The organism is Aureimonas sp. N4, assembly GCF_001463925.1.
Taxonomy (GTDB): domain Bacteria; phylum Pseudomonadota; class Alphaproteobacteria; order Rhizobiales; family Rhizobiaceae; genus Aureimonas; species Aureimonas ureilytica_A.
On record NZ_BBWS01000066.1, the window covers coordinates 1 to 13,668 of the forward strand.

18 protein-coding genes and 2 pseudogenes are annotated in these 13,668 nt (G+C 60.0%); 9 read left to right on the plus strand and 11 right to left on the minus strand.

Annotated features, from left to right (window positions below):
* Nucleotides 1-98: 98 nt before the first annotated feature.
* The 5 genes from AUL28_RS21595 to AUL28_RS22920 all read left to right on the plus strand — a co-directional run bounded on the left by AUL28_RS21595 (nucleotide 99) and on the right by AUL28_RS22920 (nucleotide 2,935).
* Entirely contained in the window at nucleotides 99-902 is an 804-nt protein-coding gene (locus AUL28_RS21595; RefSeq protein ID WP_062236985.1) for a hypothetical protein, read from the plus strand.
* On the plus strand, nucleotides 899-1,168 hold the full coding sequence (locus AUL28_RS21600) for a hypothetical protein (RefSeq protein ID WP_062236988.1): 270 nt from the start codon (nucleotides 899-901) through the stop codon (nucleotides 1,166-1,168). The genes AUL28_RS21595 and AUL28_RS21600 overlap by 4 nt, the downstream gene beginning before the upstream one ends.
* Nucleotides 1,165-1,647, plus strand: coding sequence for a hypothetical protein (locus AUL28_RS21605; RefSeq protein ID WP_062236991.1), 483 nt, complete (start codon nucleotides 1,165-1,167; stop codon nucleotides 1,645-1,647). The genes AUL28_RS21600 and AUL28_RS21605 overlap by 4 nt, the downstream gene beginning before the upstream one ends.
* Nucleotides 1,648-1,976: 329 nt before the next feature.
* Nucleotides 1,977-2,393 (plus strand): hypothetical protein, encoded by a 417-nt coding sequence (locus AUL28_RS22915; RefSeq protein ID WP_156420139.1) that lies wholly within the window; start codon nucleotides 1,977-1,979, stop codon nucleotides 2,391-2,393.
* Nucleotides 2,390-2,935: a hypothetical protein gene (locus tag AUL28_RS22920; protein ID WP_156420140.1), complete on the plus strand. Its 546-nt coding sequence runs from the start codon at nucleotides 2,390-2,392 to the stop codon at nucleotides 2,933-2,935. Before AUL28_RS22915 ends, AUL28_RS22920 begins: the two co-directional genes overlap by 4 nt.
* Here AUL28_RS22920 and AUL28_RS22375 read toward each other — a convergent pair.
* Nucleotides 2,904-3,401 (minus strand): GNAT family N-acetyltransferase, encoded by a 498-nt coding sequence (locus AUL28_RS22375; RefSeq protein WP_082640630.1) that lies wholly within the window; start codon nucleotides 3,399-3,401, stop codon nucleotides 2,904-2,906. The two genes, AUL28_RS22920 and AUL28_RS22375, sit on opposite strands and share 32 nt — an antisense overlap.
* 77 nt (nucleotides 3,402-3,478) lie before the next feature.
* Entirely contained in the window at nucleotides 3,479-4,591 is a 1,113-nt protein-coding gene (locus AUL28_RS21610) for a hypothetical protein (RefSeq protein ID WP_062236994.1), read from the minus strand.
* A 119-nt stretch (nucleotides 4,592-4,710) separates the two neighbouring features.
* Between AUL28_RS21610 and AUL28_RS23445 the strand changes: the two are divergent.
* From AUL28_RS23445 to AUL28_RS21620, 4 genes and pseudogenes are all read left to right on the plus strand, one after another.
* Nucleotides 4,711-4,842: pseudogene (locus tag AUL28_RS23445) on the plus strand (GapR family DNA-binding domain-containing protein); the annotation flags it as partial.
* Entirely contained in the window at nucleotides 4,839-5,225 is a 387-nt protein-coding gene (locus AUL28_RS21615) for a hypothetical protein (protein WP_082640631.1), read from the plus strand. The pseudogene AUL28_RS23445 and the gene AUL28_RS21615, both read left to right, overlap by 4 nt.
* Nucleotides 5,226-5,430: 205 nt before the next feature.
* Complete coding sequence (locus AUL28_RS22925; RefSeq protein ID WP_156420141.1) at nucleotides 5,431-6,063, plus strand: hypothetical protein; 633 nt, start codon at nucleotides 5,431-5,433, stop codon at nucleotides 6,061-6,063.
* The gene (locus tag AUL28_RS21620; RefSeq protein ID WP_062236999.1) at nucleotides 6,060-6,767 is read left to right on the plus strand and encodes a hypothetical protein; all 708 of its coding nucleotides are present in this window, start codon (nucleotides 6,060-6,062) and stop codon (nucleotides 6,765-6,767) included. The genes AUL28_RS22925 and AUL28_RS21620 overlap by 4 nt, the downstream gene beginning before the upstream one ends.
* 151 nt (nucleotides 6,768-6,918) lie before the next feature.
* Here the strand turns inward: AUL28_RS21620 and AUL28_RS21625 are convergent, their stop codons facing one another.
* The 9 genes and pseudogenes from AUL28_RS21625 to AUL28_RS21655 form a co-directional block, all read right to left on the minus strand.
* Nucleotides 6,919-7,482, minus strand: a complete 564-nt coding sequence (locus AUL28_RS21625; protein ID WP_062237002.1) for a formyltransferase family protein — start codon at nucleotides 7,480-7,482, stop codon at nucleotides 6,919-6,921.
* A complete protein-coding gene (locus tag AUL28_RS21630) occupies nucleotides 7,470-8,597 on the minus strand; it encodes a hypothetical protein (protein ID WP_062237005.1) in 1,128 nt (375 codons plus the stop codon). The genes AUL28_RS21625 and AUL28_RS21630 overlap by 13 nt, the downstream gene beginning before the upstream one ends.
* The gene (locus AUL28_RS22930) at nucleotides 8,594-8,788 is read right to left on the minus strand and encodes a hypothetical protein (protein ID WP_062237007.1); all 195 of its coding nucleotides are present in this window, start codon (nucleotides 8,786-8,788) and stop codon (nucleotides 8,594-8,596) included. Before AUL28_RS22930 ends, AUL28_RS21630 begins: the two co-directional genes overlap by 4 nt.
* On the minus strand, nucleotides 8,700-8,999 hold the full coding sequence (locus tag AUL28_RS23735; protein ID WP_082640632.1) for a Com family DNA-binding transcriptional regulator: 300 nt from the start codon (nucleotides 8,997-8,999) through the stop codon (nucleotides 8,700-8,702). Before AUL28_RS23735 ends, AUL28_RS22930 begins: the two co-directional genes overlap by 89 nt.
* Nucleotides 9,000-9,543: 544 nt before the next feature.
* Nucleotides 9,544-9,840: a hypothetical protein gene (locus AUL28_RS23450; RefSeq protein WP_244493599.1), complete on the minus strand. Its 297-nt coding sequence runs from the start codon at nucleotides 9,838-9,840 to the stop codon at nucleotides 9,544-9,546.
* Between the two features lie 142 nt (nucleotides 9,841-9,982).
* A pseudogene (locus AUL28_RS23740) lies at nucleotides 9,983-10,462 on the minus strand (DNA cytosine methyltransferase); the annotation flags it as partial.
* Nucleotides 10,440-10,661 carry a Com family DNA-binding transcriptional regulator gene (locus tag AUL28_RS23745; RefSeq protein ID WP_374701445.1) on the minus strand — a complete coding sequence of 74 codons (222 nt, stop codon included), beginning with the start codon at nucleotides 10,659-10,661 and terminating at the stop codon, nucleotides 10,440-10,442. The pseudogene AUL28_RS23740 and the gene AUL28_RS23745, both read right to left, overlap by 23 nt.
* Nucleotides 10,662-10,835: 174 nt before the next feature.
* A complete protein-coding gene (locus AUL28_RS21650) occupies nucleotides 10,836-12,233 on the minus strand; it encodes an SGNH/GDSL hydrolase family protein (RefSeq protein WP_062237016.1) in 1,398 nt (465 codons plus the stop codon).
* A 2-nt stretch (nucleotides 12,234-12,235) separates the two neighbouring features.
* The gene (locus AUL28_RS21655; RefSeq protein ID WP_062237019.1) at nucleotides 12,236-13,510 is read right to left on the minus strand and encodes a hypothetical protein; all 1,275 of its coding nucleotides are present in this window, start codon (nucleotides 13,508-13,510) and stop codon (nucleotides 12,236-12,238) included.
* Between the last annotated feature and the right edge of the window lie 158 nt (nucleotides 13,511-13,668).

Here is a 13,668-nt window from a genome sequence, read left to right on the forward strand (position 1 = left end):
GGCGCGAGCTACGCGCGCCCGCGCCCCACTGTGCCGGCCGCCACCTCAGCGCCGCTCGCGCACTGAGCCGTCCCAACCCGGAATAAGGCAGAATTGCTATGCCGCAGGCCAACCCCTCCGACCTCTTCTTGACCATCATCAACAGCCGGATCGTTCACGCCTTCGGCCCGATCCTGAAATCGGCGGCGAGCGGCCTGCGCTTTTTGGACGGCGCACTGTTCATCTACCCGCACGATGACGGCGCGCTCTGCGTCGCCACGGATGGCTATGCCATTATGATGATGCTCGATCGCGAGGCCGAGATTGACGAGCCGCGCTCCTTCCATCTGCCCGATGCATTCATCGATGCTTGCGCGCCGCCCGCGCCGCTCGTAGCCCATTATCCGGGCTGGCAGGAGGATCGGGCCATGCCGGAGTGGATGCAGCCGGCGCGCGTCCTGTTGTGGAGGCACGGCGCCAGTGTCCTGCCGGCGATGCCTCACCCCGCCGACGTCGATGACGCCGAGGATACTCATTCTCTCTACTCGGCAAGAGCAACTGACAAAGCGCGCCGGACGCTCGGACGCGACTACTGGCATGGTCGCCCGCCTCTCGACCCGAGGCGCGCGCTGGCAAGCCCGGCCAACCCGGAATATCGGGCTGATCTCGACCCGGCCCGCGTCGCCATGTTCGTGCCAGCCATGGACATCTTCGATCCGCCGACGGTGACATGGACGCCAGGTGGGCCCGGCGGCGCAGTCGTCTTCCTGATGGAGGGGGTGCCCGACTTCATCGGCCTTCTCATGCCCTGGAAGGTGCCGAACCGCTTGGGCTGGCCCGCTTTCGCCTCCGAGCTCGCCGCTTCGCTGCGCGAGGCTCCGGCCGAAGACCACCGAACGGATGTCGCGGAGGGCCGGCCGTGACCAGCTTCGCCGAACAGGTGACGCTCGGCGTCTCCGCCGCCATGGCGCGCCGCGCGGCCGCGACCGAACAGAAGATCGAGGCAAGGCTTGCGCGCGAGCAGGCCGACATCCGCTCCGCGATCGAGACGAATAGCTCGGTGGATGGCAAGGCCTCCGCGCCGCGCCTTCGCTTGCAGGCCGAAGCGCGGGCGTTCGGTCAGGCGGCGCTGGCCGCCGCTGAGATCGCCCTCGAAATCGCGACCGAGGATGCGAGGGCGGCGCCGTGAACCCGCGCATCCTGAAAAAGCTCTCCGCCCTCGCCGCGCCCCTGCTGCCGCTCCTGGGCGACACCCGCGAGCAATTCCGCGCCGTGAAGGGCGAGAACTATCACAGCGTTTTCATCCTCGATCGCCGGCATTGGGAGCGATCAGGGTGCCATCCGTCGTACATGGCCGATGCCGGCCGGATCGTCTGGCGCGCTGGCTCGATCGCCTACACGACCCGCGCTGGCCACCGGGTCGCGATGCTCCCGCCCAGCCAGCCCCTCAAGGGCACGATGATGGTCGGCAGCGTGGCCGGGTACTACGAGCCAGAGTGGGACGAAGAGACCGCGTGGGAAGCACTATGTGCCCTCGTCTACGCCTTCTTCACCGACTTCGGCCCGAACGGCGAAGACTGGCTGATGACGCGTATTTTCCGCGGCCCCGGCGACATTCTGCGCGCCGCGCGCTGGATCGCAGCCCAATCTGAGGATGTGTTCGAATGAGCGTCCGCATCCGACCCGGCCTCGGCCCTATCCTCCAGACCGCCGTCGCCTGTTCCATCAGCGGCGCGCTCATCGGCATCCCCATCGGCTTCGGCCTCGCCCTCCTCCTCCTATGATTTCGTGGCTGAATGCGGAAACCCAAGCGGCATAGAGCCGGTGCGTGATGCTAACAGACCCTAGGCAGCACCCCCATAACGGGGTGCACGTTTTCCGTCTGAACGGTAGAACTTGGACGACTTAATCTCAATGCTCGAGTCTGAGTAGAACCCGCCGCGCTTGAAGCCGAGTCGTGTGATATGTACGGTGCAGATTGAGTGGCTGGAGTCAGAATGAAGCCGGTGATCATCAGCGTCAAACCTAAATGGTCTCGATTGATTCACTCGGGAAAGAAGACCATTGAACTCCGCCGGCGTTTTCCGCTGCTTCCCATTGGAGCAGTTGCTTATCTATATGAATCAACGCCAACATGCAGCTTGACCTCCGTTCTTCGCCTTGGGATTATTCACAAATTGCCCGTGGCTGATCTGTGGCGCCTCCATGGAGCGGCCTCATGCGTTGATGAGAACCATTTTACTGAGTACTTCGATGGCAGGCCGATCGGGTTCGGCATAGAAATCGTAGATTGCTACGCTCTTGCGGAAGCAATGAAACTCGATGAGCTGAGATCAAAATTCTCGTTTACTGCTCCACAGTCTTGGGCCTACGCTGCTCCAAAACTGGTTACAGCTATGAGTCTTGGTGAATGAGAATCTTCGTCGCCGGCCTGTCGAAATCCGGGAAATCGACGAACTCTCGCTATGCTGCTACGATACGAGGAGATATCGACCACATCGGTATAAGCAAGTTACTCAAAGCCAGGGGAGGCGTCCTGCCGGTACGTACGACACTAGACGCCGCGCTCAATCAAATTGTAGCGACGACAGCGCTAAAATCTTTACAGCTAATAAAACCATATCAGATACTTGACGGACATGCTCTCATTGAAACAGAACAAGGCCCTTTCATCGTTCCGGACGAATTTTTTACAGAGATCAAACCATCGCTATTGATACATATCGAAGAAAGACCTGGAAATCTCCATCAGCGGCGGTCTCGTTTAGGAAAACACGAGACCCCTGCTGAGCTATCAGCGTTGGCACTGATGGAAAAGGCAGCCTGCAGACGCATCGCAGTGCGCCAAGGCATTCCACTGATCGAGATGCTATCTCCAACTCCGGACGAGTTCGCCAATAGCCTCGGTCAGCAACTCGCCCAATTTAGTGCGCGCAACCCAGTAGGGGGCCGTTAAAAACGTATTCAATGCGGCCTGTTCGGTATAAACCATCGTAAACCATGGGCTTCGGGAATTTCCATCCTTCAACCAGCCCCTCGAAGTCAGCAAAACGCTCTTCAGGGACAGTAAAAAGCGGTCTGGTACTGCCCAACCAAGCAAATGCATCGCGAGCCAGCATTGCTGCAACACCACGGGTACGGTGATTTGGAGAAACCCACAGCGTACAGAGCTTCTGCTCAACAGGAGTGCGCTTACAGATTGCTACCCCCGCCAAGTGACCATTGATGCTCCATGGGAAAATGCAGCGCTCACCTGTATGAAGACCTGGAACGACCTTGTTGAAAAACCACCTTTGAAAATCAGGGTATATTCCCGCAACACCGGCCCCAACCATTACCTCAAAAATCGCAGAGGGCTCTAGGCGCGGATATATGATGGAGGAATGAGCGTGCTTTGGAACCATGCCATACTCCACCGTCATGAAAGTTCTCTCATTGATTCGCTCATCTCAACATATGACTGACGAGCAAAATTTCCGATAGCGCATATTGGCGTAATTCACGGCTTCCTTTGCAGCGAGCGCACCACTGCAGAGACTGCTGCCACCGCCAACAAGAAGACCGCAGCATTGGAGCACAATATCTCGTATGCACCGGGGTTCTCAGAACGAGAGACCCCCAACTTGATGATAGATAGGAGGGCGACCCCAAAGCCCTGGACCGCGCTGCCCATTGCACCAAGCAGAATGATCACAGCTGCGTAGGATAACAAATTTCCGGTGTAATACGCCCGGAAGGTTGCAAGCGCCGTGAAACTCTCAACAGGCTTATCTCCCATTGCGGACCAATGGTAGATAATCATCTTATCTGGACTGAAGCCAAGGCAACCGTCGAGGTAGCCGTCCCACATGCCTGGCTCCAAAAGTCTCATTTTTTTAAAGCTGGTATGGGCCTGGGTCATTTCGACTCCCATATCGCGAATTAGAAAGTAATGGATCGCAGAAATATTACTTAGCGAGCAGCGACTCTTACGAATCTTTTCACGAATTGCGGGAGAGAAGTTTCGACGCTCGTTAAGACGAAATTCAACGACTTCATTGGTCGATATCGTACTCAAGAACGCTGCATCTTTCGGCTGAATCGTGGATACAAAACCATTGCTTTGATCTGCTGGGACCTTGACCCTAAGCCGGAAATAATGGTCACCTACATTGCCACGTAGCCGATTGAAAAAGGTATCGGTCAAGGTTATCACCGATACACGGTCTTCTCCTATGCCAATTTCGCGGATTTCGCGCTCAGCCTCAGGGCACTTGACGACAAAGAATTGAACACGTTTCTCGCTCGAAGCCTGAAACATATGACCGTCGTTAAGTAACTCACCTGGTGATAGGGTTTCATTGAAAATAGCCGAGAGCGTCGATTCATCCCGCATATTCTCAAACAGGTCGCTTACAAGTTCCTTCCTCAGAAGAATGAAGGGCAAACCAATGGATAAAGAGCTCAGCGAGCGCAATTCTTTAAAGCGAAAACCAATGTCAAACAGATCAAAATGGTCGCGCTCGCTGCGCTCCCCGTTCCGCCAGATATTGATATGAACCTCGACGCTTGGGGCGTAACCTTCTGCCTCTTCAGCAATCGTTTCGTGCCAGATGGCGATACTGCCGCGCATGGAGTGAGCCCCCAATCAAACCTACAATCAATGATTGGATACGCGACAATCGCTAGGCTATCCAGCGCTTGCTTGATAGGACACCCTATCACCAGTTGACCTGTGGGAAACGGCCCAACGGCAACGGCTTCGACACGAAGGTGCTTCGGAAGGTCATCTCGCTTCGCAAACAGGACGCGTAGGAGCGACAGGGGCAGGAGGCCATCATGGACCTCCACCTGCAGGAGTTCGGCATGGAGGCCAGCCGTTGAGTACTCTTACCCCGTTTCAAAATCGCGTTGCCGCATGGATGGTGAATTGCTTCGGCCGGGAGATTTCGTCCAATAAGGTCGAGCGGAACGACCGCTTTATCGAAGAGGCGTTCGAGTTCGCGCAATGCACCGGCTACACTGCTGATAGCGCCCACGCCTTTGTGCACTACGTGTTCGGCCGGCCTGCCGGGGATCCCGGGCAGGAAGTCGGCGGTGTGATGGTCACATTGGCCGCCGCCTGCAACGTCCACGGCCTCAACATCGAAGTTGAGGCGCGGCGGGAGATCGACCGGATCACGACACCGGAGATGGTGGAGAAAATTCGCGCGAAGCAAGCAGCCAGACCAACCGGGTCTGCGCTACCGATCGCTATGAAACTGTAAGGCGAACCGATCACGAGTGCCCCGGCCGGCATGCGTTATGTGCGCTTGCAGTTGGACCGTTTTACGGTCGCCGAGGTTGCCGCACGGTACAACGTCATCGCGGCCGTTGCGCGTTTGGCGAAGATAATACCTCATAGACAGAAATCATCTTTGGGTTGAAAGGTCACCTTGCTACATTGAAGATCAATGCGGCGAGGGGGCAGTTTTGGGGGCTGATTTCTGGACTATCGCGAGTGCGGCCGGCTCTCTGGGAAGCGCCGTTGGTACGATCGGTGCCGCAATTTTGGCCGGACGTCTCGCCTGGCTATCCGCGTATGGGGCACGACCATGGATCAGCGGCCTTGTCCTTGGCCGGCGAGCACTTGATCGAGAAAAAACAGAGTTCGCAAAGGAGCTAGGTCTCTCCATCACCAATCGACAAAAGGTGCCGGTGACGGTGTATCGGATTGACGTCTGCGTTCCAGAAGAAAACTTCACCGGCAAGCCATACGGCGGAACTTTCAATATCGACGGCTTAGAACCCCAAGAGTTAGGGATGAGAGGATGCGAGTTTTCCGGCGATACTGTAAGGTTTCTGTTCAAAGAAGAAATCAAACCCGGCCAAACCGGGCGGTTTCACTTCCTTGCCCCCCTGTCTAGTGCAGGAGATGCGATGCAAAACGCTCGCTTCATGGCCTACATGCAGCGTGACGAACCGTACATTTCCTCATTCTGGATCGACCGAATTTTGGACGTTCGGAGGCTGAACAGTCGATTCCAGAAACGCCCGCCGTGGTCTTTGCGTTGGTTTGTGAACCAACATCGAGACCGTCTCATGCCGCCGAAGAATTTCCCATGACGAAGAACCAGAGCTCGGTAGATAGCTCCCAAGAGCCGACGAGCTTGCTCCCGAGCGATCCGCTTGAGACGTTTAAGCTGTTCATCGGCAACACGGCAGAAGAGGTAGAGCGGCATCTCGGCGTTCCAGCCGGCTCGATTGCAGGCATTGTCGAAGACGAGGACAATTTGTTCCTCATCAAACTTATCGCCGTCATCGAACCCGTCATCAACGACCTGATCCGATTTGGCTTCCTACAACCAAGTGGCGGGCTCGGGGGGCGTGACCGAGGCCCTGAACTGGAACCTACCTTCCGTGAGTTGGACCGCCTCCCTCTGATGGGTCGACCCGGTCGCCTTCAAATTGCGAACAAATTGAACGTCATAACTTCCGACGAACTGCAGTTCGTGCACGCACTAGCGACTCTGCGGAACAGCTACGCACACAACATCTCGTCCATGAGCCAGCCGATATTGGACGTCTTCCGAAGGCATAGAGCTGGAAACAAAAAACTTCTCAGCGTCCTCACATTGAATACCGTCTTCACCGACGACGTTGATTCAAGCGGCGAACTTCGCTTTCTCCTGCTCGCCATCTGGGCGGCGGTCTTATCTGGCTGGATGGGCCGCCTGCACCGACCTGCGCAAAACATCTTTGATGCCCTATTAAGACTTTCGAAGCCCAAGCCCGGCGGCACAGACATGGAAGAGAGACCGGAAGGCTAGACCTGCCGTATTACGTTTCCTTCCCCGCAAGGCCTCTCGCAATTTTAATGCGGGCGAGACGGCGGACAATGGATCTTCCGTCCGTTCCCGAAGCCAGCGTCGAAATGACGAAAAGGCCCGCCCGGGCGAACCGGGCAGGCCTATTTGTAGATCAACAGGGCGTCGCGAACCGCTCATCCTGCCGGAGCGCGGGCAGAACGTGCCGCTGACCGTAAAACCGGATCGCGTTGGCCAGCAGCTCGAGCCCCAACGGTGCGAGTTCGTCGCGCCAGAGGTCGGCGGCCGTTGCGTCTGGCGGCACGAAGCACCAATCCTGAAACGCGACCGGGCCCTCGTCCCAACCGTCTGTCAGATGAAACACCGTGCCGCCCGCAATCGCGTCGCCCGCCGCGATCGTCGCCTGCACGGCCCGCGCGCCTCGATGACGCGGCAGAAGGGACGGATGATAGCCGATGGCGGCTGTGGCGAGGGTCCGCACCGACGCGGGCACGAACTTCGTGGCGTGAGCGGTGATGAGGAGGTCCACCACGCGGCCGCGCATCATCCGCTCCAGGTCGCTCATGTCCCGCGCAACGGGAATGCCACGCTCGGCCGCCTTCTCCGCGAACCGGCAGGAGCCGGCCGTGCTCAGGACGGCAAGAACTTCGCCGTGTGACACGGCAAGCTCCAGAACGGCTCCTGCGAACCACTTCTGCCCGACGATCACGAAGCGCATGCGGGCTCCCCCATGTAGCGGAAGCCCTGCACCGCGCGGAAGTGGCCGCCATACCCGGAGCCGCTGGGTTTCCGGCCGGCCGATTTCGCGATCGAGGCGGCACAGCGCAGCTTGTTGTCGCCTACGAGGCCGGCCGAAACCTGCGCCCATTTCGGATCACGCCGCAACGCGGCCGCGAGCCCTGGGTGCGAGGTGTGGAACAGCGTCGGCATTGGTATGCCGTAGCGGTTCCGACCCCACCGCCATTCCGAGCAGACGGCGTTCAGGAAGCGCATGCCGACGCCGGCCCCCTGCCATTCCGGCATGATCACCAGCCGGCAGGCCCGCGCCTCGCGAAGGCCCGGCCGCGTGGACACGGCCAGATGCGCCAACGGCTCGCCCTCGACGAAGCCGACATAGCATTTCGCCGCAATCATCCTTGGGAGCTTCAGATAGTGATGAGGCTCAAAGAGCGGCCAAAATCGCCAGTCCGTTTCAACGATTTCGAGATCGAAGCGGGGGCGTCGTCGAAGACCCCTCCCGGTGAACTCACCTGTCGCTGTGTCGAAAATCCAGTCGGGCTCCAGCCAGTCGGCAATGTCGTAGTGGCAGGACAGGAGAACCGCCTGCCCGCCCGTCCGACGCCAGGCCTTCGCGAAGGCCCCGGCGCCGATGCGCGCGATCTGCCGGTCCACCACGCTGGTGAACTCGTCCACCACGACGCGGGCCGGCCGATCGCAGATGATCCGCGCGAGATCGGCGCGGAACCGCTCGCCGTTGGACAAGACGCCGTAGGGACGCAGCCAGGACGGGACGCTGCCGAGTCCCACGGCCGAGAGAGCGCCGGTCGCCTCGTCGAACGATCCGGCAGCGCCGATCGCGTCGATGATGGGCCGATCGTTAGGCCAGCCCTCGGCGCGATAGAATGCGTCCTCCCCGAAGATGAGCCGACCCATGGACGTCTTGCCCGAGCCGGACGGCCCGACGATCAGGCCGACCTTCCAGTCGGCCCCTTCGATCGGGAGTTCAGCGGTCAGTTCGAAGGCGCTGCCGTCATCGACGTTGAAGAGCGATTTCACGCGCGCGGCGCGGTAGCTGGTCGCGTCGGCGCAGCGGTGGCGAACCTCGACCCTCACGTGACCACCACCTTGATCTTGCAGGAGCGCAGGGCTTCAAAGGCCTCGTAGAGCTTGGCCTGGTCTTCCTCATTGGGGCAGACGAGGACGATGCCGTATTGTTCACGGTATCGGTCCTTCGCCGGCCGGCCGGGCGCGGTCGGCGGCAGCGGCGGCGGCATGGCCTCGCCCGGGTTCGTTTTGGTTTGCATGGGTTTCTCCGATCGGAAGCTCGGGGCTTTCGAAGGAGGGCTCTGACGGCCTCAGATGGTTCAAGCGTCCGCATCGACGGCACTTGATTTCGAGCGCGCCTTTCAGCGCGTGGCGCTCCATCCTGAACAGGAGGGCGCGGCATCCACAGCGTATGGGCTCCATTGGAGTCGCTTTTGTCCGAACGATCGGCCACAACGCCTTGCTGTCCATCAGCAGCGGCAGGGTGGCGACATTCTTCTGTGCGTCATGCGGGGATCAGCCGGCCAAAGTTGAAGCCCCGTAGCCGGTTCATGCCGGCCCCTGCCACATCTACATATCTTCCCCCTTGCAAGACACCGCGGATCATGTCCAATAGGTACATGTTCACGATTTGTCTTGTGTTACATTCCGGGGTACATTCCGGGTTACAAGCCGGCATATTAGCTCAATAATCTCTACGTGAAATCAATAGCTTCGCCGAATCCTCACCCTACCCAAGCGAATCCCTCCCTCTCCGCCATTTAGTTCAGGCAAGTCTCTGATTTGGCGACTGAAATGGGCTTTAGCTTAATATCTTCCCCACTTCCCTCCCCACTTTGCCAGTTCGCTGCAAGCGGGTAGCCTCTGCGGCGTTTGCTGACCATACAGGTAATGCGTTTAGGAATGCAGAGACCCGGAAGGGTCTTGAATTGTGTAGCGCGCAAAATCGGATGGCCTCGCGCGCAAGATCGGATGGCAAGAGTTTCCAACCGATCTTGATGCCTTCAAAGGCCGTTTAATCAGCCTTCAGCGTGGGCAGCTTTGAGAGTTCGCCACGCATGCGCCGCAGCCAGGCTGACCACCCCGTTACCGGCTGCATCGGATCGGTCCAGCCGATGGGCCAACCCATCACCCAATCCGAAAAGTTCGGGTTGAAGGTCAGGTCGCCAGCCGAGTACCTCTGCCCAGGCCGCAAGCTCAGATGGAGCGGGCGGGTATGGAGGAAGCTGGAACTCTTCGTCGGTTTCGCTCCGCAACTCTCCATGAACATCCAGAGAAGCGTCCACTGACGAGCAATCATGCCGATGCCCATCTGCTTCCCCTTTGTCGTCGGGTCTTCTCGAAAGCGGAGCCCCTTCTCCGACAACTCCCAATCCGGTCGGCAGCAGTAGAGACTCTTGGTCGGCGTGGGCCACAATGAAGAGCCGACGCCGTAAGTGGGAAGCACCGACTTCAGCCGCCGAAAAGATGCCTGCTTTGACCGAGTAGCCCAAGCCGCGAAGGTCTTCGAACACTTCGGCGGCTCCCAAGGTGAGATGTCCTTCGACGTTCTCGAAGAAGCACCATTCTGGCTGGACCTCTCCGATGATCCGCACGATGTCTGGCCAAAGGTGCCGTGGGTCAGCCGCGCCGAGACGTTTGCCAGCGAACGAGAACGGCTGACATGGGTATCCTCCAGCGAGGAGATGAACTCTGCCACGCAAAGGGCGGCCGTCGAAGGATCGGACATCGTTCCAGATAGGAGCGTGATCCAAGGTTTTGTCCGCCATCCGAGCCACGAGGGTGGCCGCAGGGAATGCTTCCCGCTCGACGAAACAGACAGTGCGGTATCCGGGTTCTGCGATGTGGAGACCGAGCTCCAGTCCGCCAACGCCGGCACAGAGAGCGATCCCTCGGAGGGGCTCGCAGGTTTCAGGTTTGGCACGTAGAGCCACACGGGTCGTTCCTGGAATGAAGCTCTCGGCTTTCCGGGGCGGGCTCTTGCGGCCTCAAATGATTGAGAGTGCCGCATCGACGGCACTTGATCTCGATAGCTGCCGCGACGGCGCCTGGTCCAGCTTTGAACAGGAGAGCGCGGCAGTGTCCGCAACGGATGTTTTCCACCTTAAAGGGTTCTTTGCGAGTCGCTGTCACAAGCGCCTGGCTGTCCAGCAGCAGCGGCGAGGTGACGTTAACTCTGCTGTCGTCATGCGGGGGCCGACTGCCAAGAAAGACCCCGTAGCCGGTTCGAAGCCGGCCCTCGCCACACTGAACGTCCGGCAAGATCGAAAGCCCGGCTGCTTGGCCGGGCTGAGTTCTGAGAGCCGCTTAGAAGCCGCTCGCCGCAGAGGCTTTGCGCCAGTCCGCCTGCCGCACCTGCATCACGATGTCAGTCGCGGCTGCGGCGTCGATCGTCAGCTTGATGGTGAGCTGGCAGAACGGCGAGGTCGCGGGCCAGGATGCACCGATGACCTCTTCCGGCGTACGGAAATACAGACCCTTGCCGCCATTGAACTGCGACCAGTCGAGATCCGTCGGGAATGGATCGTTGGCGATCACGTTGCCAGCCTGACCGTTGTAGTTGGCGGATGGCGATGAGTGCGAGCACGCGGCCTGCAAGAGGACGCCGCGCAGATTGACATAGCCGGTGGCCGTATCGCTCTTCTTGATGAGGATGTAGGCCTCGCCGAAATGTGTGTCGCCGGGCTCAAAATTCCCGGTGCCAGACGTGCGGGTGAACTGGAAGTCGCCAACCGCCGTAGCGGTGCCCGAAATGGCCACCTGCTGGACCGGCGTGCCATCGGGGTCCACCAGCTTGGACATGACCGCCGTGAGACCGCTCGCGGGACCGCCAGAGCCCCAATTGGTCGACCGTCCAGAGCCGTTGTCGCCGTCCATCATGCCATTGCCGATGAGCGATCCGCGCTTGTTCAAGGTCGCGTTGTAGCCGCTCGCATTGTCGATGTTCGCCAATTCCGGGCGCGCTGGGAACAGGGCGTTCAGTACGTTGTAGATCGGCAAGGCATAGCGCGCATGACCCTTGACGTTGGGGTGCATCAGGTCCGCGCCGTCAAACATCGAGTTATCGACCGGGACGCCGGTCGTACCGGCGCGGTTCACGAAGCGATGGTAGATCGGGATCGGCAGAACCAGCGGATTGAGGTTCGGCAGCTCGAACATGGCCCATCGCTGATAGCGGTTGAGCCCCGCCAGCTTGGAGGCATCGCGGGTGTAGCTTGTCGTGCTACCCGGCCCAGCCGGAAGGTCATCCGTGATCAGGAAAAGGATGCCGGCGTCCGTAATGGCCTTGCTGATCTTGGTGATGTTGGCGATGAGCCGGTCGGTGTCCGACAGCGTCGAAATGCTGTCGTTGACGACCCCGAAAAACAGGACGGTGTTGATCCTGTTGGCCTTGCACTCCGCCACGAAGGGCAGAAGCTGTGCGTCATCGGCCATGAACGTCGTAGACTTGCCGCCGTGCTTTCCCGTCGTCATGCGAGGGGCCACGAAGCGCGGACCCATGAACGCTTGCAGCCAAAAATGCGAGCCGCGCGGCTCGGCGATGCTGACGAAGCCCGCGCCCGAGGCGATGCGGTTCTGCCCGAACGCCTCGAAACTATGCGAGTAGGTCGCGAAACGGCACTGGCGAATGGCGTTGCGCGCCACCTTCAACGCAAGGTCGCCGGCAAGACTGCGATCGGCGAGAAGGAGATCGAGATCGGGCATGGTCAGGATACCTTTACGTAGACAGGCTCGCCGCCGGACGTGACGAGATCGGAGCCTTTGGTGGTGACGAAGGCGGTGCCGGTGGGGGGTGCTGTGAGATCAGTCCGCGTCGTCGGCATGAAGGCCCGAGCTGCCGCCCGGATGGCGGCCTTGAACGGGATGATCCGCTCTTTCGCGAGTTGCTGATACTTGTGGGCCGGGTGGACGACGTTTGCGCCGGGCGAGTCACCGGATGCGACACGGTTGACGATCGCGCCGACATCGTGGGCCTTGGCGAGCCTGCCGTTGACATTCGGGGCCGTCGCATCGGCCTGCGAGTTTCGTGCGCCACCGGCACCCGTCACCGTCCATCCTCCGCCCTGCCTCGGCACGACGGATGCGACGGTGAACATGCGAGTGCCCGTTTCGAAATTCGACGTCCCCGACTCGAAGGCCAAGGTGTCGCCAATGTCCGGCTTGTCAGAGAGTTGGACGACGTTCGTGCTGTTGGCTGTCACAGCCTCAAGCAGAGTGGCCTGCCAAGAATCCACGACCCATTTCCCGAAGTCGGATGGATCTCGGCTGTCCGACCAGGGATCGATGCCAATGAAGGTCGGCGCGGCCCGGCTTGTGTTCTCGATCGTTCCCCCACCGTTGCCGACGATCCAGTCCCGCCAGCGCTGGATGGTCCCCCCTGCCGAGTTCCCTGCGCCGGCGGGGGTCTGCGTGACGCCTGGCGTGATGTAGCTATTGGCCGGAACCGAGACCGCTGGCGGTGTCGCAAGCTGCACAAGAGGTATGCCGGGAAAGCGCGATTGCAGTTTGGCGGAAAATTCTTCCACCAAGGTCTGCATGGCGGCGAAGGTCTGGTTGGTGGAAAGGTTGTTCCGGCCGTGGGCGGAGATCGCGACGTCGAACATGGGCTTAGGCTGCACCAGCGCGCAGGCGTCGGCCATGAAGTCGATCACGCTCTTGGCGTCGGTGGGCGTTGAGTCAGTGCTGACGCCATTTCGCATCGTGGCGAAGAAGTTGGACGAATAGCGGGCAGTGGTCATCCAGTTCATGGGACCGCTGGCGACGTCCCCGAGAGCCTGCTGAAGATACCCGGCATCGCCGCGCCCTGCGGCGAGCTTGGCGGAAACCGACGTCTGATCCGTAATGCTGTCGGCGAACAGGATCGGGCAGGCCTGCCCCGCCCAGCCCTTACCGATGAACATGGCGGGACCAAACGACCCGCCGATCGCGGACGCCGTCCCCGATCCGGTGGGGCGACCAGCGACGGAATAGTCCGTCGTCATCTCTCCGCACCGTTCTCGCCGGCCTGATACATCGGCGGCAAGGCCGGGTAAGCGCCGTGCTCGGCCGCGATCCAATAGACGTCGAGCATGTAGAAGCCATACGCCGCGAGCGTCGGCATCGGATCGTTCCACACGACCTCGGCCGGGGCCAGCACCTT

What these genes read in the sequence shown, in the direction of transcription:
- AUL28_RS23735 (WP_082640632.1), bottom strand. Translation starts at nt 8,999, where the DNA reads ATGGACAGCAAGGCGTTGTGGCCGATCGTTCGGACAAAAGCGACTCCA.
- AUL28_RS21620 (WP_062236999.1), top strand. Translation starts at nt 6,060, where the DNA reads ATGACGAAGAACCAGAGCTCGGTAGATAGCTCCCAAGAGCCGACGAGC.
- AUL28_RS22915 (WP_156420139.1), top strand. Translation starts at nt 1,977, where the DNA reads ATGAAGCCGGTGATCATCAGCGTCAAACCTAAATGGTCTCGATTGATT.
- AUL28_RS22930 (WP_062237007.1), bottom strand. Translation starts at nt 8,788, where the DNA reads ATGCAAACCAAAACGAACCCGGGCGAGGCCATGCCGCCGCCGCTGCCG.
- AUL28_RS21655 (WP_062237019.1), bottom strand. Translation starts at nt 13,510, where the DNA reads ATGACGACGGACTATTCCGTCGCTGGTCGCCCCACCGGATCGGGGACG.
- AUL28_RS22920 (WP_156420140.1), top strand. Translation starts at nt 2,390, where the DNA reads ATGAGAATCTTCGTCGCCGGCCTGTCGAAATCCGGGAAATCGACGAAC.
- AUL28_RS21610 (WP_062236994.1), bottom strand. Translation starts at nt 4,591, where the DNA reads ATGCGCGGCAGTATCGCCATCTGGCACGAAACGATTGCTGAAGAGGCA.
- AUL28_RS22375 (WP_082640630.1), bottom strand. Translation starts at nt 3,401, where the DNA reads ATGACGGTGGAGTATGGCATGGTTCCAAAGCACGCTCATTCCTCCATC.
- AUL28_RS21650 (WP_062237016.1), bottom strand. Translation starts at nt 12,233, where the DNA reads ATGCCCGATCTCGATCTCCTTCTCGCCGATCGCAGTCTTGCCGGCGAC.
- AUL28_RS21595 (WP_062236985.1), top strand. Translation starts at nt 99, where the DNA reads ATGCCGCAGGCCAACCCCTCCGACCTCTTCTTGACCATCATCAACAGC.
- AUL28_RS21625 (WP_062237002.1), bottom strand. Translation starts at nt 7,482, where the DNA reads ATGCGCTTCGTGATCGTCGGGCAGAAGTGGTTCGCAGGAGCCGTTCTG.
- AUL28_RS23450 (WP_244493599.1), bottom strand. Translation starts at nt 9,840, where the DNA reads ATGGGCATCGGCATGATTGCTCGTCAGTGGACGCTTCTCTGGATGTTC.